The 22931-nt window shown below is 63.2% G+C and carries 19 protein-coding genes and 3 tRNA genes; 19 read left to right on the top strand and 3 right to left on the bottom strand.

Going from position 1 to position 22931, the window contains the following annotated elements; all coding sequences use genetic code 11:
• Positions 1-335: 335 nt before the first annotated feature.
• The 3 genes from lon (at position 336) to AC6CIG_RS11305 (ending at position 5673) form a co-directional block, all read left to right on the top strand.
• A complete protein-coding gene (gene lon, locus AC6CIG_RS11295) occupies positions 336-2756 on the top strand; it encodes an endopeptidase La (RefSeq protein ID WP_127709292.1) in 2421 nt (806 codons plus the stop codon).
• Positions 2757-2977: 221 nt separating this feature from the next.
• The gene (hupB, locus tag AC6CIG_RS11300) at positions 2978-3250 is read left to right on the top strand and encodes a DNA-binding protein HupB (RefSeq protein WP_003531811.1); all 273 of its coding nucleotides are present in this window, start codon (positions 2978-2980) and stop codon (positions 3248-3250) included.
• A gap of 230 nt (positions 3251-3480) precedes the next feature.
• Entirely contained in the window at positions 3481-5673 is a 2193-nt protein-coding gene (locus tag AC6CIG_RS11305; protein WP_437408974.1) for an esterase-like activity of phytase family protein, read from the top strand.
• A 69-nt stretch (positions 5674-5742) separates the two neighbouring features.
• Here AC6CIG_RS11305 and AC6CIG_RS11310 read toward each other — a convergent pair whose 3' ends face one another.
• Both AC6CIG_RS11310 and AC6CIG_RS11315 read right to left on the bottom strand, forming a co-directional pair.
• Positions 5743-6216: a MarR family winged helix-turn-helix transcriptional regulator gene (locus AC6CIG_RS11310; protein ID WP_437408975.1), complete on the bottom strand. Its 474-nt coding sequence runs from the start codon at positions 6214-6216 to the stop codon at positions 5743-5745.
• A gap of 55 nt (positions 6217-6271) precedes the next feature.
• On the bottom strand, positions 6272-6505 hold the full coding sequence (locus AC6CIG_RS11315; RefSeq protein WP_437408994.1) for a hypothetical protein: 234 nt from the start codon (positions 6503-6505) through the stop codon (positions 6272-6274).
• Here AC6CIG_RS11315 and AC6CIG_RS11320 point away from each other — a divergent pair.
• The 3 genes from AC6CIG_RS11320 (at position 6470) to AC6CIG_RS11330 (ending at position 11710) form a co-directional block, all read left to right on the top strand.
• Complete coding sequence (locus AC6CIG_RS11320) at positions 6470-7762, top strand: metallophosphoesterase family protein (RefSeq protein ID WP_437408976.1); 1293 nt, start codon at positions 6470-6472, stop codon at positions 7760-7762. The genes AC6CIG_RS11315 and AC6CIG_RS11320 overlap by 36 nt on opposite strands.
• Positions 7762-11223: an ATP-binding protein gene (locus AC6CIG_RS11325; RefSeq protein WP_437411668.1), complete on the top strand. Its 3462-nt coding sequence runs from the start codon at positions 7762-7764 to the stop codon at positions 11221-11223. The genes AC6CIG_RS11320 and AC6CIG_RS11325 overlap by 1 nt, the downstream gene beginning before the upstream one ends.
• An 88-nt stretch (positions 11224-11311) precedes the next feature.
• Positions 11312-11710, top strand: a complete 399-nt coding sequence (locus AC6CIG_RS11330; RefSeq protein WP_127709284.1) for a (R)-mandelonitrile lyase — start codon at positions 11312-11314, stop codon at positions 11708-11710.
• Between the two features lie 296 nt (positions 11711-12006).
• Here AC6CIG_RS11330 and AC6CIG_RS11335 read toward each other — a convergent pair.
• Positions 12007-12082 (bottom strand) — tRNA-Val (locus AC6CIG_RS11335).
• Positions 12083-12523: 441 nt separating this feature from the next.
• On the opposite strand from AC6CIG_RS11335, the gene AC6CIG_RS11340 reads away from it, so the two are divergent.
• The 13 genes from AC6CIG_RS11340 to nuoI all read left to right on the top strand — a co-directional run bounded on the left by AC6CIG_RS11340 (position 12524) and on the right by nuoI (position 22806).
• Positions 12524-12600: transfer RNA gene (locus tag AC6CIG_RS11340), tRNA-Asp, on the top strand.
• A 69-nt stretch (positions 12601-12669) separates the two neighbouring features.
• Positions 12670-12746 (top strand) — tRNA-Asp (locus tag AC6CIG_RS11345).
• A gap of 296 nt (positions 12747-13042) precedes the next feature.
• Complete coding sequence (locus AC6CIG_RS11350; protein ID WP_018094842.1) at positions 13043-13408, top strand: NADH-quinone oxidoreductase subunit A; 366 nt, start codon at positions 13043-13045, stop codon at positions 13406-13408.
• On the top strand, positions 13399-13977 hold the full coding sequence (locus tag AC6CIG_RS11355) for a NuoB/complex I 20 kDa subunit family protein (RefSeq protein ID WP_003531828.1): 579 nt from the start codon (positions 13399-13401) through the stop codon (positions 13975-13977). Before AC6CIG_RS11350 ends, AC6CIG_RS11355 begins: the two co-directional genes overlap by 10 nt.
• Positions 13978-13994: 17 nt before the next feature.
• Positions 13995-14600, top strand: a complete 606-nt coding sequence (locus AC6CIG_RS11360) for an NADH-quinone oxidoreductase subunit C (protein ID WP_018094843.1) — start codon at positions 13995-13997, stop codon at positions 14598-14600.
• A 56-nt stretch (positions 14601-14656) separates the two neighbouring features.
• Entirely contained in the window at positions 14657-15847 is a 1191-nt protein-coding gene (locus AC6CIG_RS11365; RefSeq protein ID WP_018094844.1) for an NADH-quinone oxidoreductase subunit D, read from the top strand.
• On the top strand, positions 15847-16101 hold the full coding sequence (locus AC6CIG_RS11370) for a hypothetical protein (protein WP_018094845.1): 255 nt from the start codon (positions 15847-15849) through the stop codon (positions 16099-16101). The genes AC6CIG_RS11365 and AC6CIG_RS11370 overlap by 1 nt, the downstream gene beginning before the upstream one ends.
• A 16-nt stretch (positions 16102-16117) precedes the next feature.
• The gene (nuoE, locus tag AC6CIG_RS11375) at positions 16118-16936 is read left to right on the top strand and encodes an NADH-quinone oxidoreductase subunit NuoE (protein ID WP_018094846.1); all 819 of its coding nucleotides are present in this window, start codon (positions 16118-16120) and stop codon (positions 16934-16936) included.
• A 14-nt stretch (positions 16937-16950) separates the two neighbouring features.
• A complete protein-coding gene (nuoF, locus tag AC6CIG_RS11380; RefSeq protein ID WP_018094847.1) occupies positions 16951-18255 on the top strand; it encodes an NADH-quinone oxidoreductase subunit NuoF in 1305 nt (434 codons plus the stop codon).
• 6 nt (positions 18256-18261) lie between these two features.
• On the top strand, positions 18262-18903 hold the full coding sequence (locus tag AC6CIG_RS11385; protein ID WP_437408977.1) for a helix-hairpin-helix domain-containing protein: 642 nt from the start codon (positions 18262-18264) through the stop codon (positions 18901-18903).
• A 201-nt stretch (positions 18904-19104) separates the two neighbouring features.
• Positions 19105-21186, top strand: coding sequence for an NADH-quinone oxidoreductase subunit NuoG (nuoG, locus tag AC6CIG_RS11390; RefSeq protein ID WP_018094849.1), 2082 nt, complete (start codon positions 19105-19107; stop codon positions 21184-21186).
• A gap of 20 nt (positions 21187-21206) precedes the next feature.
• Positions 21207-22250: an NADH-quinone oxidoreductase subunit NuoH gene (gene nuoH, locus AC6CIG_RS11395; protein ID WP_018094850.1), complete on the top strand. Its 1044-nt coding sequence runs from the start codon at positions 21207-21209 to the stop codon at positions 22248-22250.
• Positions 22251-22314: 64 nt separating this feature from the next.
• Positions 22315-22806: an NADH-quinone oxidoreductase subunit NuoI gene (gene nuoI / locus AC6CIG_RS11400; protein ID WP_100672197.1), complete on the top strand. Its 492-nt coding sequence runs from the start codon at positions 22315-22317 to the stop codon at positions 22804-22806.
• Positions 22807-22931: the final 125 nt, after the last annotated feature.

The following is a 22931-nucleotide window of genomic DNA, read 5'->3' on the forward strand; positions in this document are numbered from 1 at the left end:
CGGCTCTGCAGCCGCCGTCCGGGCCCGTTCCCGCGAATGTTTCAGTTCAAAATCATGGTGATCGCACCAATCGATTGTTGCTAAAGTGCCGCAACAACGCGATGATGCGCAGATTCAAGGGGTGCGCATTTGCAGGCCGCGATATCCGGGCAGGTCGCAAGGTCTGCAACAGCATCCGAGCTTAAAGGTCGGGGATTATCCATGAAGGCGGGGATTGCGCCGTACCTTGAAAAGGCCTCTCTTGCACTCCACTTTCATGTACGAAATGTGACAGCCGGGAGTGCCGCAGAGGCTCCCGGAAACGGGCCCGAACATCGGGACGGAAAGGAAATGATATGACGAACAAAACGTCTCCGGCGATTGAAAGCGCGACCTATCCGGTTCTGCCGCTGCGTGACATCGTGGTCTTCCCCCACATGATCGTGCCGCTCTTCGTCGGCCGGGAGAAGTCGATCCGTGCACTCGAAGAGGTCATGGGTACCGACAAGCAGATCATGCTCGTGACCCAGATCAACGCTACGGATGACGATCCGGAACCCGCCGCCATTTACAAAGTCGGCACGATTGCGAACGTGCTGCAGCTTCTGAAGCTCCCCGACGGAACCGTGAAGGTGCTGGTCGAAGGGCGGTCGCGTGCCGAGATCGAGCGCTATACGCCGCGTGACGATTTCTACGAGGCCGTCGCCCATGCGCTGCCCGAACCGGACGAGGATCCGGTCGAGATCGAGGCGCTGAGCCGTTCGGTCGTTTCCGAATTCGAAAGCTATGTGAAGCTCAACAAGAAGATTTCGCCGGAAGTCGTCGGCGTCGCGAGCCAGATCGAAGACTACTCGAAGCTCGCCGATACCGTCGCATCGCATCTGTCGATCAAGATCGTCGAAAAGCAGGAAATGCTGGAGACGACGAGCGTGAAGATGCGCCTCGAAAAGGCGCTCGGCTTCATGGAAGGCGAGATCTCGGTTCTTCAGGTCGAAAAGCGCATCCGTTCGCGCGTCAAGCGCCAGATGGAGAAGACGCAGCGCGAGTACTACCTGAATGAGCAGATGAAGGCGATTCAGAAGGAGCTCGGCGACAGCGAGGACGGCCGTGACGAGATGGCCGAACTCGAAGAGCGCATCTCCAAGACGAAGCTCTCCAAGGAAGCCCGTGAAAAGGCCGATGCGGAGCTGAAGAAGCTGCGCCAGATGAGCCCGATGTCGGCGGAAGCGACGGTCGTGCGCAACTATCTCGACTGGCTGCTGGGCCTGCCCTGGGGCAAGAAGTCGAAGATCAAGACCGATCTCAACCATGCCGAAAAGGTGCTGGATACCGATCACTTCGGTCTGGACAAGGTAAAGGAACGCATCGTCGAATATCTGGCGGTGCAGGCCCGTTCGTCCAAGATCAAGGGGCCGATCCTGTGCCTCGTCGGCCCTCCGGGCGTCGGCAAGACGTCGCTCGCCAAGTCGATCGCCAAGGCGACCGGCCGCGAATATATCCGCATGGCGCTGGGCGGCGTTCGGGACGAGGCCGAAATTCGCGGCCATCGGCGGACCTATATCGGCTCCATGCCGGGTAAGGTCGTCCAGTCGATGAAGAAGGCGAAGAAGTCCAACCCGCTCTTCCTGCTCGACGAGATCGACAAGATGGGCCAGGACTTCCGTGGCGATCCGTCCTCGGCGCTTCTGGAGGTGCTCGATCCGGAACAGAACTCGACGTTCATGGATCACTACCTGGAGGTGGAATACGACCTCTCCAACGTGATGTTCATCACCACGGCGAACACGCTCAACATTCCGCCGCCGCTGATGGACCGCATGGAAGTCATCCGCATTGCCGGCTATACCGAAGACGAAAAGCGGGAGATTGCCAAGCGGCACCTGCTGCCGAAGGCGATCCGCGACCATGCGCTCCAGACGAACGAGTTCTCCGTCACGGATGGCGCTCTTATGGCGGTCATCCAGAACTACACGCGAGAAGCGGGCGTCCGCAACTTCGAGCGCGAGCTGATGAAGCTGGCGCGCAAGGCGGTGACGGAGATCCTCAAGGGCAAGACCAAGAAGGTCGAAGTGACGGCCGAGAACATCCACGACTATCTCGGTGTGCCGCGCTTCCGCCACGGCGAAGCCGAGCGTGACGATCAGGTCGGAGTGGTCACCGGTCTTGCCTGGACTGAGGTCGGCGGCGAATTGCTGACGATCGAGGGCGTGATGATGCCCGGCAAGGGCCGCATGACGGTTACCGGCAACCTACGTGACGTGATGAAGGAATCCATTTCGGCGGCGGCATCCTATGTCCGCTCGCGCGCGATCGATTTCGGCATCGAGCCGCCGCTGTTCGACAAGCGCGACATTCACGTCCACGTGCCGGAGGGCGCGACCCCGAAGGACGGCCCGTCCGCCGGTGTCGCCATGGCGACGGCGATCGTGTCGGTGATGACCGGAATCCCCATCTCCAAGGACGTGGCGATGACCGGTGAAATCACCCTGCGTGGACGCGTGCTGCCGATCGGCGGTTTGAAGGAGAAGTTGCTGGCGGCTCTGCGCGGCGGCATCAAGAAGGTGCTGATCCCCGAGGAGAACGCCAAGGACCTCGCCGACATCCCTGACAACGTCAAGAACAGCCTCGAAATCATCCCCGTTTCGCGGATGGGCGAGGTGATCGAGCACGCGTTGCTGCGGCTTCCGGAGCCCATCGAATGGGACCCGGCAAGCCAGCCGGCCGCCCTGCCGTCCGTTGATTCGCAGGACGAAGCGGGCACTTCGATTGCCCACTGAGGCAGTGCAGATAGGGTGACAAGTGTGTCCCGCTTGCGCCCTTCGGCCAGAAAAACAAGGAAGACCGGCGTTCTGCCGGTCTTTTTTGTTGTAAAAGCACGCTGCAACCCTTGCATTCCAAGGGATTAGGCGCAATTGGGAATGGCAAGACGTGGGCATTGCTTTCGCAGCCCCGCCTTAAGAAGACAGTCGTTTCGAACCAGCATGAAAGGGGTGGAAACATGAACAAAAATGAGCTCGTGGCTGCCGTAGCCGACAAGGCCGGACTCTCGAAGGCAGATGCGTCTTCTGCCGTTGATGCAGTTTTTGAGACCATTCAGGGCGAACTGAAGAACGGCGGCGACATCCGCCTCGTCGGATTCGGCAATTTCTCCGTATCGCGCCGCGAAGCCAGCAAGGGCCGCAACCCGTCGACGGGTGCGGAAGTTGACATCCCGGCACGCAACGTGCCGAAGTTCACGGCCGGCAAGGGCCTCAAGGACGCCGTCAACTAATTTACCGATGGAGCGGCGGGTGCCTCCGTCCGCTACTGGTTCATGTTCCATCTGTCGCGATACCGCCCAGGCGGCATTCGGCAGGTTGATTGGGGCCCGGTCATCCGGGCCTCTTTTCATTCCGGCTTTCCCTGTCATCCGGCTGTTACAGGACAGTTGCAAAAGCCTCCCGTCCGACGTTTTCGGACGCACGCGGTAGCGCAACGGCGTGCCGCGACAAGGAGGGACAGATGAAAGCAATTTCCATCACCACGGCGTTGGCCGCGGCACTTGCCGCATCGACGGCATCGGTCGTTCAGGCCGAACAGGTATTCAATCGCATCGCATCCTTTGCGGTGGCCATGAATTTGCCCGAGGGAGCCGAGCGGAACGCCCCGACATCGGCCGAAATCATCACCGCAAGCGAAGACGGCAATACGCTGATCTATTCCGACAGTCCCGGCAAACGCATCGGTTTCATCGACATCACCGACGCCAGGGCGCCTGAGGCAGGCGGTATCGTCTCATTCGACGGGGAGCCGACTTCGGTTGCGGTAGCCGGTGCCAAAGCGCTCGTTGCCGTCAACACGAGCGAAAGCTTTACCAATCCGTCCGGCGTGCTCGCCGTGGTCGACATTGCCGGCAGGGAGGTGGATGCCACCTGCGATCTCGGTGGCCAGCCGGACTCGGTGGCCGTGAACAAGGATCGGACGCTTGCCGCAGTCGCGATCGAGAACGAGCGCGACGAGGACGTCAATGACGGGCAGATCCCTCAGATGCCTGCAGGAGATCTCGTGATCCTGTCGCTGAAGGACGGGGCGGCCGATTGCGCGACCATCAAGCATGTGACGCTGACCGGTCTCGCCGAGGTCGCCGGCGACGATCCCGAGCCGGAATTCGTAGCCTTCAACGGCCGGGACGAGATTGCGCTCACCCTCCAGGAGAACAACCACATCGTCATCATCGACGGTAAGTCCGCAACCGTGAAGACGCATTTCCCTGCGGGCACGGTCGATCTCCAAGGTATCGACACAAAGCGCGACGGCTCCATCGCCTTTACCGGCGAGCAGGCGGGCCGCAAGCGCGAGCCCGATGCGATCAAGTGGCTCGACGACGATCGCCTGGTCGTCGCCAATGAGGGCGATTATGAGGGCGGGAGCCGCGGCTTCACGATCTTCGACACGACCGGGAAGGTCCTCTACGAGTCGGGAGCAGCCTTCGAACACGCTATCGCGTCGATCGGCCACTATCCGGAAAAGCGTTCTTCGGCGAAGGGCGTCGAACCGGAAGGGCTTGAAATGGCGCAATTCGGCGAGGACAAGCTCTTCTTCGTTCTTTCGGAACGCGCCTCGATCGTCGGCGTCTACAAGGATACGGGCGGCGAACCGGAGCTCGTGCAGCTTCTGCCCTCCGGCGTTTCCCCCGAGGGCGCTGTCGCCATTCCCGGGCGCAACCTGTTTGCGACCGCCAACGAGGTCGATCTCGTCGAAGACGGCGGGGCGCGGGCGCATGTCATGATCTACGAGCGCGGGGAAGGGGAGGCTGCCTATCCGCAGATCCGTTCCGTGGAGAAGGACGGGCTGCCCATCGGCTTCGGGGCGCTTTCCGGCCTTGCCGCTGCCGACAAGCCCGGCTTCCTGCATGCGGTCAATGATTCAGTCTACTCGTCGCAGCCGACCATCTTCACGATCGACGCTACGCAGAAGCCCGCTTTGATCACGGAAGCCCTGCCGGTCACCCGTGACGGCGCTCCCGCCCAGAAGCTCGACGTCGAAGGCATCGCCAATGACGGCGAAGGCGGCTTCTGGCTCGCTTCGGAAGGCAACTCCGACAAGCTCTACAGCCATGCGCTGCTGCATGTGAACAAGAAGGGCGAGATCAAGCAGGAGATCGCACTACCGGAGGAGTTGCGCGCCAGCGAGATCCGCTACGGCTTCGAAGGCATAGCGGTCGTGGGCGAAGGGGACGATCAGGTTCTCTGGATGGCTGTGCAGCGCGAATGGAAGGATGACGAGAAGGGCTTCGTCAAGCTCGTCTCCTACAAGCCGTCGAGCAAGGAATGGGGCGCCGTGCGCTATCCGCTTGAAAAGGCGGAGGAAGGCTGGGTCGGCCTGTCGGAGATTTCCGTTCATGGAGCCTACGCTTATATCGTCGAGCGTGACAATCTGGTCGGCGAAGCCGCCAAGCTCAAGAAGCTCTACCGCGTCGCGCTTGCGGACCTGAAACCCGCGGCACTCGGCGGGGCACTGCCTGTCGTGAACAAGGAAGAGGTGCGCGACCTCATTCCGGACCTGCAGTCGCTGAGCGGCTATGTCGTCGACAAGGTCGAAGGCTTTGCAATCGACGCGGCCGGCAACGGTTATGTCGTCACCGACAATGACGGCGTCGACGACTCCTCCGGCGAAACGCTGTTCTTCTCCATAGGCGCGATGGACGCCATGTAAGCGTCCGATACGGAGAAAACGAAAGAGGCCGGGACATGATGTCCCGGCCTCTTGATTCCTGAACGGCGTTCAGCGCGCGACGCCAATCTCAGTCGCTTCCGCTTCTTCCTTGCGCTTGCGGATATCGTCGGTTTTCTCGACGAGTTTGCTGACGATATCGTACAACTGGTCCAGTTGCTCGTCATCGAGCGCCGAAAAGATCTCTTCGATGAGCTGTTTGCGCGGATGTTCTGCAGCCTGAAGAACGGCCCGGCCGGTCTCTGTTATGGAGACGATCTTTGCGCGGCGATCCTCGGGGTCGGGTTTTCTCATCACCAGACGGTCGCGTTCCAGTCCGTCGATCGCCTCGGTCACTGTTCGCGGAGCGAAATTCAGCGCACAGGCTATGTCGGTAGACCGACAGGGTCCGAGCTTGCTCAGGAAGAACAGGAACTTGCTCCTGGCAAGCGATACGCCTTCCTCCGTCATGGACTCGTTCACCAGACGATGAACGCGATGGTAGAGCTCGAACAGCTTATCGGAAACCTCGAATGTCTTCTTCATGACCTTATGAGTTATTATGAGGGGCCATGTGAAATGGCAGTGACATTATTGATAGTCACAATTGCCGCATTTGTCGACCAAAACCACCTAAAACTTGGGAATGACCGGCGGCGACAAGAAACGCGCCCTGGTCGCGATGCCGTTGTTTGCGAAGCGAAGAGTTGTCGGCCGGCGCGTCGTAACGCTGCCCGCGTTCAAGCATTCCGTGGATACCCGGTCCTGCAGCCATTGACGAAAGCGGCGGCGCCAGGTCATGGTCCGCCCGGCCATGCCCTTCAGATTTGTTCACACCGCAGACCTCCATCTCGATTCGCCCTTGCGCAGCCTGGCACTCCGAAATGCGGAGCTTGCCGGCCTCGTTCGAAGCGCGACGCGCGATGCGCTCGTCCGTATCGTCGATCTCTGCATTGCCGAAAGCGTCGATGCGCTTTTGATCGCCGGCGATCTCTATGACGGCAGCCAGACCTCCATGAACACGGCGCTCTTCCTGGCGGCCGAGCTTCGGCGGCTCGACGAGGCCGGCATCCGGACGTTCATCATTCGCGGCAATCACGATTCCCAGTCGCAGGTGACGCGCGAACTCACCCTGCCGTCTTCGGTGCATGTATTTGCCGGCCGGAGCAGGGCGGTTCATGTCAAGACGCTTGCGAACGGCCGCACGGTGCACATCCACGGCGTGAGCTTTGCCGATCCGCACGCGCCGGAAAGCCTGCTGCCCCAGTTCCATCCGCCGGTCGCCGGCGGCATCAATATCGGCATGCTGCATACCAGCCTCTCCGGATCCGCGGCCCACGACCCTTACGCGCCCTGCAGCGTGGCCGAGCTTCAGCGGCACGGTTTCGATTATTGGGCGCTCGGTCATATCCATCAGCGGCAGGTGCACTGCGAAAAGCCCTCAATCGTCATGCCCGGCATGCCGCAGGGCCGAGACATCAACGAAGCGGGGACGAAGGGCGTCACGATCGTGACGATCGACGATGAGGGGCTGGTTGCGCTGGATGACCGGCCGACCGGCACCGCCGCGTTCGAGCGACATGAGATCGACGTGAGCGGGATTGCGGACTGGCGCGACATGCTGGATGCGGTGGGCCGTGAATTGATCCACCTTCGAAAGAACATGGCGGCGGACAATCTGATCCTGCGCTTGACGCTGACCGGCGCGACGCCGCTTGCCTGGCGCCTCAGGCGCGACGCGGATCTCCTGGAAGCGGAGATCGTCAACATCGCGGCCGGGATCGGCGGATGCTGGATCGAGAAGACGGAACTGAGCTGCCAGGCAATCGGCAATGCGGAGCAAAGTGCGGCCGACCCGGTCGGTGAACTGGCGGCACTCGTCGAAAACGACGTTCTGCCCTCCTTCGGCTTTCGCGGCGAGCTGAGCAGAGTTGCAAAGGAGCTCCTGCAGCAATTGCCGCCTGAACTCAGGCAGGTGCTGGCGAGCGACGAGGAGGCGCTGGAGCGGCTGGCGCTGGAGGCAGCACTTGCGGGGAGTGTGGATGTGCTGGCGCATCTTCACGGCCGTGCCGGCGCCGGAGGCATCGACTGATGCGGCTTCAGCGACTGGAGCTCGTCCGCTACGGAAAATTCACGGAGCGACATCTCGATTTCGGCGAGGCGAGGCTGGGCGAGCCGGATTTTCACCTCATCTACGGCCCGAACGAAGCCGGCAAGTCGACCCTCTTTTCCGGCTTCCTCGACCTCGTCTTCGGCATCGAACGTTCGAGCCCCTACGGCTTCCTGCATCCCTATCAGACGATGCGGATCGGCGGCATCGTCGCGGCCGGTAACCGCCTGCATCACGCCTACCGCATCAAGCGCAACGCCAACAGCCTGATCGGCCCCGACGAGCAGCCGCTGCCCGATGGCCTGTTTTCCACAGCCCTCGGCTCTATCGACCGGGCAACCTACAGCACGATGTTCTCGCTCGACGACGACAGCATCGAAGAGGGCGGGGAAGCCATACTGAAGAGCGAGGGCGAGCTGGGGTCTCTCCTGTTTTCCGCCAGTTCCGGTTTGCCGGACAGCACCGCCGTGCTTGCCGGGCTTCGAGCCCAAGCGGATTCTTTCTTCCGCCCGCAGGCGCGCAAGCACCAGCTCGCCGAACTGAAGGCGGAGCTCGACGCGCTGAAGGCGGAGCGGAACGCGGTCGACGTGAATGCACGCGAATATGCAGCACTCCGCAAGGCCCTGACGAGCATGCGCGCACGCCACGAGGCAGCGGCGAGACAGCGCAACGAGTTGCGTGCCGACCGGGACCGGATGCGGGCTCAGCGCGACGCCCTGCCGCTTCTCGCGCGGCTTCGCGGCGTGCGGCAGGAGCTTGCCGGGCGGGACCCGTTGCCGGTGCCGCCGGCCGAGTGGCAGGAGGAATTGCCGGTTCTTCGCCGCAGCGATGCGGAAATCGCGGCGCGGCTCCGGCAATTGCACGAGGAACTCACCCGGCGGCGCGAAGAGCTTGCCGGGCTGCCTCGCGACGAGCAGGCGCTGGCGATCGCGGACCGGTTCGGGGCTCTGCGCGAAACCGCACTCGAAGCCCGCTATCTCACGGCTGACCGCGACATGCCGGCTCGTCTGGAGGAACTGGCGAAGACGGCCGCCGAGATCGATGCCTGTCTGATCCGCCTCGGCGAGGCGGGCAATCCCGACCTGGCCTCGCTCCTGCTGCCGGCGGCGCGCGCCGTCCGTCTGCAGGATCTGGTGCGCCGGCACGCAAGCCTTTCGGAAAGGCTGGCAGCGGCGCGAGAGGAGATGGAAACCGCGGAAGGGAACCACGGCGACGCCGAGCGCGAAGTTGCCCCGCTGAAGGAGGGGACGGCCGACCCGGCGTTCCTCGCCGAACGCGTGCATCTCCTCCGGCAGAGCGACTGCCTTTTGCGCCAGCAGTCATCGGCAAGGGAGATCGACCGGATCGATGCCGCCATATGCGACCGGCTGGATGAATTGCGGCCTTTCGCCGGCACGATCGACGATCTGGCCGCGCTTCCCGCTCCGGCACCGCCCGTCGTGGAAGCGTGGCGGGCCGAGGACCACGCCGAGGCGGAGCGGCGCTTGCGCCTCGGCGACAGGATCGCCGACGAAAGCGAACGCCAGGCCGGAGACGAGGCGCGCCTTGCCGCCATTGCGGCCAATGGCGGCGTCGTGGACGACGCGACCGTTTGCGAACTGAGGCGCCGCCGCAATACTGCCTGGCAGCGGCATCGTGCCGGTCTGGACGAGCAGACGGCGATCGCATTCGAGACGGCACTGCACGAGCATGATGCAACCACGGCGCTTCGGCTTGCCCAGGCGGAGCGCGTGGCCGAGATACGCAACCTGACGCTGGCCGTGACCGAGCGGCGCGCCCGCCTGCAGTCGCTGGACATGCAAAGGAAAGCCGCGGAGGAGCGGCGGCAGAGGCTGAACGCCGAGATCGGCGCCGCCGCACGCGCCTGTGGCTTGCCTTGCATAACGGGGCTGCCCCAGTTGGAGGCGTGGCTTGCCGCCCGCGCATCCGCGCTCGAATTGCGCATGGAACTTCGCACTGCGCTGAAGGAGCGCGACCGGGCGGTCGCCGAAGAGAAGGCGGCGGTCTGCAGTCTTCGGGCGGAGCTGGCGCGGCTCGGGATGACCGATGCGCTGCCGGAGCGCCTCGACGCCTTGCTCGCGGTAGCGGAACTTGTCTCCTCCCGAGCGGAGGCCGCATCCACTGCTTTCCGGAATGCCGTGGCGCAGCTCCAACGCGCCTCGGAGGCGCTCGAAAAGCGACGGGCTGCTTTTGCGGCCGCGGAGGCTGCGATGGCATCCTGGTGCGGGGAATGGGACGAGGCGCTCGCCGGCACGTGGCTTTCCCGGCAGGTGGAGCGCCCGCTGCCGCAGGAAATCGGTCCCGTGCTCGCCGTGCTTCAGAACCTCGACAAGCTGATGCAGAAGAAAGCGGAGCTCGATCATCGCGTGGCGGGGATGCGCAGGGATCAGGCGGCCTTCACGGAAAACGTCGTCGGCGTGGCCGCCGCACTGGGCGAAGAACGGGCCGGCGATGTCCTCACGCTCTTTTCCGCGGTGCGCGACCGCGTTGCCGCCGCACTTCAGAAGGAGGAGCGCCGTCTGGCGCTTCAAGGCAATATCGAGCGCATGGAGGAGAGCCTCGACTCGCTGCGCGCCGAGGAGCGACTTCACGGCGCCAACAGGCAGAGGGTCCTCGACTTCTTCGGCTGCGGGACTCTCGACGAAGCGGCCGCCTGCCTGGAAGCCACCCGCGAAGCGCAGCGGCTGCGACAGCGATGCTCGGAAATGGAAAGCGATCTGGCCGCGCGGCTCGGCGTCGCCAGCGCCGCCGAGGCCGAAGCGCTGCTCGCCGAACTCGACGACCGGGAGCTCGGGCTGGAATTGGCGCGGCTGGAGGAGGCGATCGAGGCGGCCGACCGGGATGTCAGCGAGCTGCACTCCGATGTCAGGACCCGGGAGAGGGCGCTTGCCGCCGTCGAGGGCGGCGACCGGGTGGCGGAGCTCGAACAGCGGCGGCGCACGCTGCTTCTCGACATCGAGAGCAAGGCGATCGGCTATCTCCGGCTGCGCGCGGGCGTGATCGCCGCCGAACAGGCGCTCAGGCTGTTTCGCGAGCGCCACCGCAGCGCCATGATGCAACGCGCCTCGCGAACCTTCATGCATATCAGCGGCGGCGAATATTCCGGTCTCTCGACGCAAGCCGACAAGGGCCAGGAATTCCTCATAGCAAATACCGCCGCCGGCGGATCGAAGCTCGCCCGCGATCTTTCCAAGGGCACGCGCTTCCAGCTCTATCTCGCGCTCAGGATCGCCGGCTACCACGAGGTCGCGGCGACGCGGGAAACGCTGCCCTTCATCGCCGACGACATCATGGAAACCTTCGACGACGGCCGCGCCGGCCGCGCCTTCGAGCTGATGGCGGAAATGGCCGATGTCGGACAGGTGATCTATCTGACCCACCACGAGCACCTTTGCGACATTGCGCGGAGCGCCTGCCCGGGCGTGACGATCCACCGGTTGTAGCCGCTTGCCGGAAAGAGGTAAGCTGCATGCGCCTTGCCCCTGCATCACCCGTCGGCTGGCCCGGCGAAGTCCCTCAAAGGAGGCTCCAATGGATATCTTCGAATGCGGATCGAGACCCTCGGCGCATGGCCCGGCCGAATATTTCACCGGGTCCGTTCGCGTGGACCCGGCCTTCGAGGCGCCGTCACCCGCCCGGGTACGCGGCGCGACCGTGACTTTCGAGCCCGGCGCGCGCACCGCCTGGCACACGCACCCGCTCGGCCAGACCCTGATCGTCACCGCAGGCCGCGGCCTGGCGCAGAGCTGGGGCGGGGAGCCGCGCGAGATCCGCGCCGGCGACATCGTCTGGTTCCCGCCGGGCGAAAAGCACTGGCATGGCGCCGCGCCGGAAACGGGAATGACGCATATCGCAATTCAGGAGGCGCTCGACGGCAAGGCGGTGGACTGGCTCGAGCATGTGACGGAGGAGCAGTATCGGGGCGGGTAAGCTTGCGCGGCTCCGAATGACTGGAGCGTTCAGTGCTGCATTGATGACTGACGGCGCCGTCGTCTCCCTCATGCCTGTGCTCGTTACAGCAATCCGGAAGCGCCGCACCTTCGGCGCGCTAGAGTTTTTCAGCCCAGGACTGGCCTGGCTGGATTCTAGTTGCTGGCACAGGAATGACGGTCGAAGGGCGTGCGCTACGCAGGGCAGCGCGGCGTCCGGAATCGCTGTGGCTTCAAAGCGGTGAGGCGGCTCGCAAGAGAAACCTGCGCAAAACACTGCCTGACATATGCAAGAAATGGTGGGCGATGAGAGACTCGAACTCCCGACATCCTCGGTGTAAACGAGGCGCTCTACCAACTGAGCTAATCGCCCTATCGCGTTGCCGGACAAGTGTCCGCCGCGTCGGTGGGCGTGATCTATGCGTAACCGGCGAAAACCGCAAGAGCGTTCGAGCGATTTTTTCGAATTTTTTATCGCGGACCGGGGCACCCGTCAGGAAGTCTGTGGACAATTGGGGGGCGAAGGGAGGCGGCTGGCGAGGCAGGCGGCGCATTGTTGGTCGCTCCGCTGCGCCCGCATATAAAGGAAGGGCGAGCCCCCGAGGGGGTGAGGGGGTGCTCACCTTTGGTGCGCGGCTTTCACAGGCGGCAAAATCCTTGCCTGAAGCCATGCTGTGGACCAAAAAACGTTCCGTCACGGATTTGTTTTCAATCGCGCTTGACACCCCAAAGCGAACCGCTTAGTTAGCCGCTCATCGAACGGCAAGGCCGCTTCGGGCAGGGGCGCGCGAGCGCGTCTGGAATGTCAAGAGATGCGGGTGTAGCTCAGTCGGTTAGAGTGCCGGCCTGTCACGCCGGAGGTCGCGGGTTCGAGCCCCGTCACTCGCGCCACTCTTGAAAGAATGCGGCATTCTCAAAAAGTGCCGATGATGAGATAATGGTCAGCGATGGCCATAATGCGCGGGTGTAGCTCAGTCGGTTAGAGTGCCGGCCTGTCACGCCGGAGGTCGCGGGTTCGAGCCCCGTCACTCGCGCCATTCTCTTCTCAAGTGGCCGTCTCCCTTATCTGTGCTTTTTTGCATTGCGGCAAAGTGTCTCGCCGCGGAATTCCTGGCGCCGGGAGGCCCGGCTTCCCGCGATTGCGCGCCTTGCCGCGCATCCTGCGGTGGGCGCATCCCCGCAATGCGCTGCGAACCGGTTTAAATGCCCCTTCGAGGCTTGCGCCCGGGCGCCGCCTGCGCTAACCACTCTGGCGTTGCAACATGCTTTTCGGCCTGCGGCATTCTTCGTTGAAGCGCTTTCATGGCGCCCTCCGCAGGCAGGGACGGATAAAATGACAGAACTTCTCGGTTCCTACGTACCGATCGCGATTTTCATTGGGATCGCGCTGGTGATCGGCCTCGCACTTCTGGTCGCTCCTTTCGCCGTCGCCTTCAAGGCGCCTGATTCGGAAAAACTGTCGGCTTACGAGTGCGGCTTCAATGCGTTCGACGATGCCCGCATGAAGTTCGACGTCCGCTTCTATCTCGTGTCGATCCTTTTCATCATCTTCGATCTCGAGGTCGCCTTCCTCTTCCCCTGGGCGGTTTCGTTCAAGGAGTTGGGCTGGTTCGGCTTCTGGTCGATGATGGTCTTCCTTCTGGTCCTGACGGTCGGCTTTATCTATGAATGGAAGAAGGGAGCGCTGGAATGGAATTAGCATCCGGCACCACGCTCGTTGCGCCGCAGCCCAAGGGTATCCTCGATCCCGCGACCGGCAAGCCGATCGGCAGCAATGACGCGTTCTTCGGCGAGATCAACAACGAGCTCGCCGACAAGGGCTTTCTCGTCACCTCGACCGACGAGCTGATCAACTGGGCCCGCACCGGTTCGCTGATGTGGATGACTTTCGGTCTCGCCTGCTGCGCGGTCGAAATGATGCAGATGTCGATGCCGCGTTACGATGCCGAACGCTTCGGTTTTGCGCCCCGCGCCTCGCCGCGTCAGTCCGACGTCATGATCGTCGCCGGCACGCTGACCAACAAGATGGCGCCGGCCTTGCGCAAGGTCTATGACCAGATGCCCGAGCCGCGTTACGTGATCTCGATGGGATCCTGCGCCAATGGCGGCGGCTACTATCACTATTCCTATTCGGTTGTGCGCGGCTGCGACCGCGTCGTGCCCGTCGACATCTATGTGCCAGGCTGTCCTCCCACGGCAGAAGCGCTGCTTTACGGCGTGCTTCTGCTGCAGAAGAAGATCCGCCGGACCGGCACGATCGAGCGCTAAGGGCAGGGGAACTTAAGATGAGTGAAGCCCTGAACGAGCTTGCCTCCTATCTTCGCGAGGCGCGTGGCGCGCTGATCGCCGATGCGGAGGTCAAATACGGCGAACTGACGCTGACGGCGAAAGCCGAGAACCTCGTCGCGCTCCTGACTTTCCTGCGCGACGACGTCCAGTGTGGTTTCGTCAGCTTCATCGATGTCTGCGGGGTCGATTATCCGCAGCGCCCGGACCGCTTCGATGTCGTCTATCATCTTCTCTCGCCGCGCCAGAACCAGCGCGTCCGCGTGAAGGTTGCGACCGGCGAGAACGAGCCTGTCCCCTCGGCGACGTCGGTCTATCCCGGCGCCGACTGGTTCGAGCGCGAAGCTTACGACATGTACGGCATCCTCTTCACCGGTCACCCGGATCTGAGGCGCATTCTGACGGACTACGGCTTCGAAGGCTATCCGCTGCGCAAGGACTTCCCGCTGACCGGTTTCGTCGAGGTGCGTTACGACAACGAGGCCAAGCGCGTCGTCTACGAACCCGTCGAGCTGAAGCAGGAATTCCGCAATTTCGACTTTCTTTCGCCCTGGGAAGGCACGGAATACGTGCTGCCCGGCGACGAAAAGGCGAGACCACGCTGAATTAAGTCGGCCCGCGGCGATCCGCGAAGGACGCCATCCGGCCTGGAGCAATCGGTATGACCGAACATAACGTCCGCAACTTCAACATCAACTTCGGCCCGCAGCATCCGGCGGCGCACGGCGTTCTGCGTCTGGTGCTGGAGCTTGACGGCGAGATCGTCGAGCGCGTCGATCCGCATATCGGCCTCCTGCATCGCGGCACGGAAAAGCTGATCGAGGCCAAGACATATCTGCAGGCGATACCCTATTTCGACCGGCTCGACTATGTCGCGCCGATGAACCAGGAGCACGCCTTCGCGCTTGCGGTCGAAAGATTGACCGGTACGCAGGTGCCGGTCCGCGGCCAGCTGATCCGCGTTCTCTATTCGGAGATCGGCCGGATCCTGTCGCATCTCCTCAACGTGACGACTCAAGCCATGGACGTCGGCGCGCTTACGCCGCCGCTCTGGGGCTTCGAGGAGCGCGAGAAGCTGATGGTCTTTTACGAGCGGGCCTGCGGCGCGCGCATGCACGCGGCCTATTTCCGTCCGGGCGGCGTGCATCAGGACCTGCCGCACCAGCTGGTCGAAGATATCGGCAACTGGATCGACCCGTTCCTCAAGACCGTCGACGATATCGACGAGCTTCTGACCGGCAACCGCATCTTCAAGCAGCGCAACGTCGATATCGGCGTCGTCAGCCTCGAGGACGCCTGGGCCTGGGGTTTCTCGGGCGTGATGGTGCGCGGCTCGGGGGCGGCCTGGGACCTGCGCCGTTCGCAGCCCTATGAATGCTATTCCGACCTGGAGTTCGACATTCCGATCGGCAAGAACGGCGACTGCTTCGACCGCTATCTCATCCGCATGATCGAGATGCGCCAGTCGGCGCGTATCATGCGCCAGTGCGTCGACCGTCTGCTCGGCGATGCCAAAATCGGTCCGGTCTCCTCGCTCGACGGCAAGATCGTGCCGCCGAAGCGCGGCGAGATGAAGCGGTCGATGGAGGCGCTGATCCATCACTTCAAGCTCTATACCGAGGGCTATCACGTGCCGGCCGGGGAGGTCTACGCCGCGGTCGAGGCGCCCAAGGGCGAGTTCGGCGTCTATCTGGTCTCCGATGGCACCAACAAGCCGTATCGCTGCAAGATCCGCGCTCCGGGTTACGCGCACCTTCAGGCGATGGACTTCCTCTGTCGCGGACACCAGCTTGCCGACGTTTCGGCCGTGCTGGGCTCCCTCGATATCGTTTTCGGCGAGGTGGATCGCTGATGCGTCTGGTGCCGCTCGTCGCCGTCGGACTTCTTGCGCTCGCCTCCGGGGCCTCGGCCCAGGAGGACGTCGGCAGCGAGTCATCCGCAGCGCTCAGGGGCGGCACCATGCCGGCGCTCCTGTCCAGGGGTTACGAGATCAAGGCAGCCGTCAACAACGGCGCGCGCTACATCGTGTTTTTGCAGAAAGACCAGTCAGCCTATGCCTGCGAATTTGTCTCGCTGACGAAATCGCGGTGCGGTTCGATTAACTGATAAGGTGTCCACTAGAATGTCCGTTCGTCGACTAGCCGAAGACACAGTCCAGCCAGCGGCCTTCGCGTTCAGCAAGGAAAACGCTGCCTGGGCCGAGGCAACGATCAAGAAATATCCCGAGGGCCGCGAGCAGTCGGCGGTCATCCCCCTGCTGATGCGTGCTCAGGAGCAGGATGGCTGGGTGACGAGGGCGGCGATCGAGTCGGTCGCCGACATGCTCGGCATGGCCTATATCCGTGTTCTCGAAGTCGCCACCTTCTATACGCAATTCCAGCTGCAGCCTGTCGGAACGCGTGCCCATGTCCAGGTCTGCGGCACCACGCCCTGCATGCTGCGCGGCGCCGAAGACCTGATCAGGGTCTGCAAGAAGAAGATCGCCAGCGAACCTTTCACCCTCAACGAGGGCGGCACGCTTTCCTGGGAAGAGGTCGAATGTCAGGGCGCCTGCGTCAACGCGCCGATGGTCATGATCTTCAAGGACACGTTCGAGGATCTGACGCCGGAGCGGCTCGAGGAGATCATCGACAGCTTCGAGGCAGGCAAGGGAGCGGAAGTCGTGCCGGGTCCGCAGATCGACCGCATCTATTCCGCGCCGATCGGCGGCCTGACGACGCTGCAGGCGCCGGTCGAAGAGAAGAAGAAATCGGTCCGCAAGTCGAAGGACGAACAGGCGGTGAGCGTGCCTCCGTCGAATGCGGCAAAGCCTTCGACCGCGACGGACGTTACCAATCCGACCTTGAAGACGCCGGCCACCGCCAGGAAGGCGGCGGCGAAGAACGTCAAGGTCGAGGGCGAAACGGTCGATAAGTCGAAGCCCGCGAAGAAGCCGCGGTGAAGAGGTGATACCCCATGCTTAGAGATGAAGATCGCATCTTTACCAACATCTACGGCCTCAAGGACAAGTCGCTGAGGGGCGCGATGGCGCGCGGCCATTGGGACGGCACGAAGCAGTTCCTCGAAAAGGGCCGCGACTGGATCATCAACGAGGTGAAGGCCTCCGGCCTGCGCGGCCGCGGCGGCGCCGGCTTCCCGACCGGTCTCAAATGGTCCTTCATGCCGAAGGAAAGCGACGGGCGCCCGCATTACCTCGTCGTCAATGCCGACGAGTCCGAGCCCGGTACCTGCAAGGACCGCGACATCATGCGCCACGATCCGCACACGCTGATCGAAGGCTGCGTGATTGCGAGCTTCGCCATGGGTGCGCATGCCGCCTATATCTACGTCCGCGGCGAGTTCATCCGCGAGCGCGAAGCGCTGCAGGCGGCGATCGACGAATGCTACGAATACGGCCTGCTCGGCCGGAACAACAAGCTCGGCTACGACATCGACATTTACGTGCATCACGGTGCCGGCGCCTATATCTGCGGCGAAGAGACGGCGCTGCTCGAAAGCCTCGAAGGCAAGAAGGGCCAGCCGCGCCTGAAGCCGCCTTTCCCGGCGAATATGGGCCTTTATGGCTGCCCGACGACGGTCAACAATGTCGAGTCGATCGCGGTGACGCCGACGATCCTGCGCCGCGGCGCCGGCTGGTATACGAGCTTCGGCCGCCCCAACAACCACGGCACCAAGCTCTATTCGGTTTCCGGCCACGTCAATCGCCCGTGCACGGTCGAGGACGCGATGTCGATCCCGTTCCACGAGCTGATCGAGAAGCACTGCGGCGGCATTCGCGGCGGCTGGGACAACCTGCTGGCGGTCATTCCCGGCGGCTCGTCGGTTCCCTGCGTGCCCGGCGCGCAGATGAAGGACGCGATCATGGATTATGACGGCCTGCGCGAGCTCGGCTCGGGCCTGGGCACGGCTGCCGTCATCGTCATGGACAAGTCGACCGACATCATCAAAGCGATCTGGCGGCTGTCGGCCTTCTACAAGCACGAGAGCTGCGGCCAGTGCACGCCCTGCCGCGAAGGCACGGGCTGGATGATGCGCGTCATGGAGCGCATGGTGCAGGGCCGCGCCCAGAAGCGCGAGATCGACATGCTCTTCGACGTGACGAAGCAGGTCGAGGGCCACACGATCTGCGCGCTCGGCGATGCGGCGGCATGGCCGATCCAGGGCCTTATCAAGCATTTCCGTCCGGAAATGGAGAAGCGGATCGACGAATACACGCGCAATGCGACCTCGCATGGCGCCGTGTTGGAGGCGGCGGAGTAAGAAACCATGGCTGGGGCACGCAAGGACGGACAGGAGAGGACAGCCGCGAGCGCGGCCGGTCCATTCGCACGGCCTCAGGGCGCCGACCCGGCCGATCCGTTCGGCATGGGCGAATGGATGAAGAACCTGTCGAACGCCGGCTTGCCGAGCGTCGGATTGCATCCGTTGATGGCGCATCCGGCGGCGGCCGTCGCGGCAGCGACGGCTCTTGGCTTCGGTCTGTCCAGTCACATCGCCGGCATGATGTTCGGCGCGATGCAGGGGGCGGCCAGCACGGTCAAGAAGAGCGTCGCCGCGCCCGATCAGGCGGAGATCTCCAAGCCTGCTCCGGTCGCAAGGCCGCGAAAGGCAGCGCAGCGGAAAGCTCCGGTCTCCGCGGGCGAGACGCTCAAACCGCGCGGATCCGTCAAGCGGGCTGCGGCACCGGCGGCAGGCCTCGCAAACGACGACCTGAAGCACATCTCCGGCATCGGCCCCAAGCTCGAGCAGGTGCTGAACGGCAGGGGCATATTCCGCTTCGCCGACATCGCCGCCCTGAGCAAGGCCGACGTGGAGCGACTGGATAGCGAACTCGGCCTTGCCGGCCGCGGCGTCCGCGACGATTGGATCGGGCAGGCAAAGGCGCTCACGGGAGCGCGAGAGAAATAACGTGACGACCGTGCGGTGGTCACGGCAAGCGGCGAGACCGTGAAGGAATTGTCCGTTGCCTACTGCATGTTTCCTTTAATCGTAGCCGATTAAAGGAAACATGCAGCAAAACCAAAGTGCTGCAGCGGCCCTTGCGCGCCAGATCAAGACGCGCGGCGCTGTAGAAGAGCAGACGGACTGAAGACAGGATTGAGTACGAAGATGGCAAAGCTGAAAGTCGACGGAAAAGAGATCGAGGTCCCGGATCATTTCACGCTGCTTCAGGCATGCGAGGAGGCCGGCGCCGAGGTTCCGCGCTTCTGTTTCCATGAGCGGCTTTCGGTTGCCGGCAACTGCCGCATGTGTCTGATCGAGGTCAAGGGCGGCCCCCCCAAGCCGGCGGCCTCCTGCGCCATGGGCGTGCGCGACCTTCGTCCCGGTCCGAACGGCGAGGTGCCGGAAGTCTTCACGACCACGCCGATGGTCAAGAAGGCGCGCGAAGGCGTCATGGAGTTCCTGCTCATCAATCACCCGCTCGACTGCCCGATCTGCGACCAAGGCGGCGAGTGCGACCTGCAGGACCAGGCGATGGCCTTCGGCATCGACAGCTCGCGCTATCAGGAAAACAAGCGCGCGGTCGAGGACAAGTATATCGGTCCGCTCGTCAAGACGGTGATGAACCGCTGCATTCACTGCACGCGCTGCGTCAGGTTCACGACGGAAGTCGCCGGCATCGCCGAACTCGGCCTGATCGGCCGCGGCGAGGATGCCGAGATCACCACTTATCTCGAACAGGCGATGACCTCGGAACTGCAGGGCAACGTCGTCGACCTGTGCCCGGTCGGCGCGCTGACCTCCAAGCCCTTCTCCTTCACCGCGCGCCCGTGGGAGCTCGGCAAGACCGAATCGATCGATGTCATGGACGCGGTCGGCTCTGCCATCCGCGTCGATACGCGCGGCCGCGAAGTCATGCGGATCATGCCGCGCGTCAACGAGGAGATCAACGAAGAGTGGATCTCCGACAAGACGCGCTTCATCTGGGACGGGCTGAAGACGCAGCGCCTGGATCGCCCCTATGTCAAGAAGGATGGACGCCTGCAGCCGGCAAGCTGGGGCGAAGCCTTCCAGGCGATCAAGACCGCCGTTGCCGGCACGTCGGGCGACAGGATCGGCGCGATCGCCGGCGATCTCGCTTCGGTCGAGGAAATGTACGCGCTGAAGGAGCTCGTCTCCTCGCTCGGCTCGGCGAACCTCGACTGCCGACAGGACGGCGCAGCGCTCGATCCGTCGTTCGGCCGTTCGAGCTACATCTTCAACCCGACGATCCAGGGCATCGAAAGCGCCGATGCACTGCTCATCATCGGCTCGAATCCGCGCTTCGAGGCGTCGGTCCTCAATGCCCGCATCCGCAAGCGCTACCGCATGGCCAACTTCCCGATCGGTGTGATCGGCGAGGCTGGTGAGCTGCGTTACGAATACGAATATCTGGGTGCGGGTACCGACACGCTCGCCGAACTCGTTTCCGGCAAGGGGACGTTCTTCGCAACGCTGGAAAAGGCCGCGCGTCCGCTGATCATCGTCGGCCAGGGCGCCTTGGCAGGGGAGGGCGGTGCGGCCGTGCTCGCCAATGCGGCGAAGCTCGCCGTTGCCGTTGGTGCGGTGAACGCCGAGTGGAACGGTTTTGCCGTGCTTCACAGCGCGGCCGCCCGCGTCGGCGGTCTCGATCTCGGCTTCGTGCCCGGTCAGGGCGGCAAGTCGGCAGGCGAAATGGTCGACGCCATGGATGTCCTTTTCCTGCTGGGTGCCGACGAAATCGATCTCTCGGCCAAGAAGGCCGGCTTCACCGTTTACATCGGCTCGCACGGCGACAACGGCGCGCATGCGGCGGATGTCATTCTTCCCGGCGCGACCTACACGGAAAAGTCCGGCACCTGGGTCAATACCGAAGGGCGCGTCCAGATGGGCAACCGCGCCGCTTTCGCGCCGGGTGAAGCCCGCGAGGACTGGGCGATCATCCGCGCGCTTTCCGACGTGCTCGGCAGGAAGCTGCCTTTCGACTCGCTCGGCGAATTGCGCGCGAAGCTCTATGCGGCCCATCCGCATTTCGCCGCAGTCGACGAGATCGCCGCAGGCCGCAGCGACGAAATTGCCGCACTTGCACAAAAAGCCGGTGCGATGGCGAAATCCGTGTTTGCGTCTCCGGTCAAAGACTTCTATTTGACGAACCCGATAGCGCGCGCATCCGCCGTCATGGCCGAATGCTCGGCCCTGGCGCGCAACAATTTCAAAGCTGCCGCGGAATGAGCGCGAGGGAATAGAGCATCATGGACGCTTTCTTTTCGACCTATGTCTGGCCCACGGCCATCATGATCGGCCAGTCGCTCCTGCTTCTGGTCGCGCTGCTGCTTTTCATCGCCTATATCCTGCTCGCCGACCGCAAGATCTGGGCGGCCGTGCAGCTTCGCCGCGGACCTAACGTCGTCGGCCCCTGGGGGCTGTTCCAGTCCTTCGCCGACCTTTTGAAATTCGTCTTCAAGGAGCCGGTCATTCCGGCCGGCGCCAACAAGACGATCTTTCTGCTCGCCCCGCTCGTTTCCGTGACGCTGGCGCTCGCCGCCTGGGCGGTCATTCCGCTCAATGCGAACTGGGTGATCGCGAACATCAATGTCGGCATCCTCTTCGTCTTCGCCATATCTTCTCTCGAGGTTTATGGCATCATCATGGGCGGTTGGGCGTCGAACTCGAAATATCCCTTCCTCGGCGCATTGCGCTCCGCGGCGCAGATGGTGTCCTACGAGGTCTCGATCGGCTTCGTCATCGTCACCGTGCTGCTCTGCGTCGGCTCGCTCAATCTGACGGACATCGTAAACGCGCAGAATGACGGCGTCGGCACCATGCTCGGCCTGCCTGCCTCGTTCCTCGACTGGCACTGGCTGTCGCTCTTCCCGATGTTCATCATCTTCTTCATCTCGGCGCTCGCCGAGACGAACCGTCCGCCCTTCGACCTTCCGGAAGCCGAATCGGAACTCGTCGCCGGCTTCATGGTCGAATACGGCTCGACCCCGTACATGATGTTCATGCTCGGCGAATACGCGGCGATCTGCCTGATGTGCGCGCTGACGACGATTCTGTTCCTCGGCGGCTGGCTGCCTCCGGTCGACATCTGGCTCCTGAACTGGGTCCCGGGCATCATCTGGTTCGTGCTGAAGGCGTCGCTGGTGTTCTTCATGTTCGCCATGGTGAAAGCCTTCGTCCCGCGCTATCGCTACGACCAGCTGATGCGCCTCGGCTGGAAGGTCTTCCTGCCGCTTTCGCTGGCGATGGTCGTCATCGTCGCATTCGTTCTGAAGCTGACGGGCTGGGCATGATGGCCGCTCGAGCTTCGCTGCATACCGCCGGTCTCTCCGCGACCGGCAAGTTTGGAGGTTAATGATGGCCGGTCTTTCGAACGCCGTCAGCTCGCTGTTCCTCAAGGAATTCGTCGGCGCATTCCTTCTGTCGATGCGCTATTTCTTCCGTCCGAAGGCGACCTTGAACTATCCCTTCGAGAAGGGGCCCATCAGCCCGCGCTTCCGCGGCGAGCACGCGCTGCGCCGTTATCCCAACGGCGAAGAGCGGTGCATCGCCTGCAAGCTGTGCGAGGCGATCTGTCCTGCGCAGGCCATCACCATCGAGGCCGGGCCGCGCCGCAATGACGGCACGCGCCGCACGGTGCGTTACGACATCGACATGGTGAAGTGCATCTATTGCGGCTTCTGCCAGGAAGCCTGCCCGGTCGATGCGATCGTCGAGGGGCCGAACTTCGAGTTCTCCACCGAGACGCGCGAAGAGCTCTACTACGACAAGGAGAAGCTGCTCGCCAACGGTGACCGGTGGGAGCGGGAAATCGCGCGCAACATTGCGATGGACTCGCCCTACCGCTGAGGCCATTCGCGCAACGCAGCATCGCGCCGCTTGATCGAAGACGGTGCATGCAAAACGGGTTTGGGCATCGGCCGGACAGGTGGTCCGGCTTTGCCTCATGGAGTGCGGGCCTGCGTGCCTTCACG

The sequence above is a fragment of the Sinorhizobium sp. GQ132 genome (assembly GCF_059758575.1).

Coding starts and splice junctions, on each gene's coding strand:
- lon (WP_127709292.1), top strand. CDS start 336: ATGACGAACAAAACGTCTCCGGCGATTGAAAGCGCGACCTATCCGGTT.
- hupB (WP_003531811.1), top strand. CDS start 2,978: ATGAACAAAAATGAGCTCGTGGCTGCCGTAGCCGACAAGGCCGGACTC.
- AC6CIG_RS11305 (WP_437408974.1), top strand. CDS start 3,481: ATGAAAGCAATTTCCATCACCACGGCGTTGGCCGCGGCACTTGCCGCA.
- AC6CIG_RS11310 (WP_437408975.1), bottom strand. CDS start 6,216: ATGAAGAAGACATTCGAGGTTTCCGATAAGCTGTTCGAGCTCTACCAT.
- AC6CIG_RS11320 (WP_437408976.1), top strand. CDS start 6,470: ATGGTCCGCCCGGCCATGCCCTTCAGATTTGTTCACACCGCAGACCTC.
- AC6CIG_RS11325 (WP_437411668.1), top strand. CDS start 7,762: ATGCGGCTTCAGCGACTGGAGCTCGTCCGCTACGGAAAATTCACGGAG.
- AC6CIG_RS11330 (WP_127709284.1), top strand. CDS start 11,312: ATGGATATCTTCGAATGCGGATCGAGACCCTCGGCGCATGGCCCGGCC.
- AC6CIG_RS11350 (WP_018094842.1), top strand. CDS start 13,043: ATGACAGAACTTCTCGGTTCCTACGTACCGATCGCGATTTTCATTGGG.
- AC6CIG_RS11355 (WP_003531828.1), top strand. CDS start 13,399: ATGGAATTAGCATCCGGCACCACGCTCGTTGCGCCGCAGCCCAAGGGT.
- AC6CIG_RS11360 (WP_018094843.1), top strand. CDS start 13,995: ATGAGTGAAGCCCTGAACGAGCTTGCCTCCTATCTTCGCGAGGCGCGT.
- AC6CIG_RS11365 (WP_018094844.1), top strand. CDS start 14,657: ATGACCGAACATAACGTCCGCAACTTCAACATCAACTTCGGCCCGCAG.
- AC6CIG_RS11370 (WP_018094845.1), top strand. CDS start 15,847: ATGCGTCTGGTGCCGCTCGTCGCCGTCGGACTTCTTGCGCTCGCCTCC.
- nuoE (WP_018094846.1), top strand. CDS start 16,118: ATGTCCGTTCGTCGACTAGCCGAAGACACAGTCCAGCCAGCGGCCTTC.
- nuoF (WP_018094847.1), top strand. CDS start 16,951: ATGCTTAGAGATGAAGATCGCATCTTTACCAACATCTACGGCCTCAAG.
- AC6CIG_RS11385 (WP_437408977.1), top strand. CDS start 18,262: ATGGCTGGGGCACGCAAGGACGGACAGGAGAGGACAGCCGCGAGCGCG.
- nuoG (WP_018094849.1), top strand. CDS start 19,105: ATGGCAAAGCTGAAAGTCGACGGAAAAGAGATCGAGGTCCCGGATCAT.
- nuoH (WP_018094850.1), top strand. CDS start 21,207: ATGGACGCTTTCTTTTCGACCTATGTCTGGCCCACGGCCATCATGATC.
- nuoI (WP_100672197.1), top strand. CDS start 22,315: ATGGCCGGTCTTTCGAACGCCGTCAGCTCGCTGTTCCTCAAGGAATTC.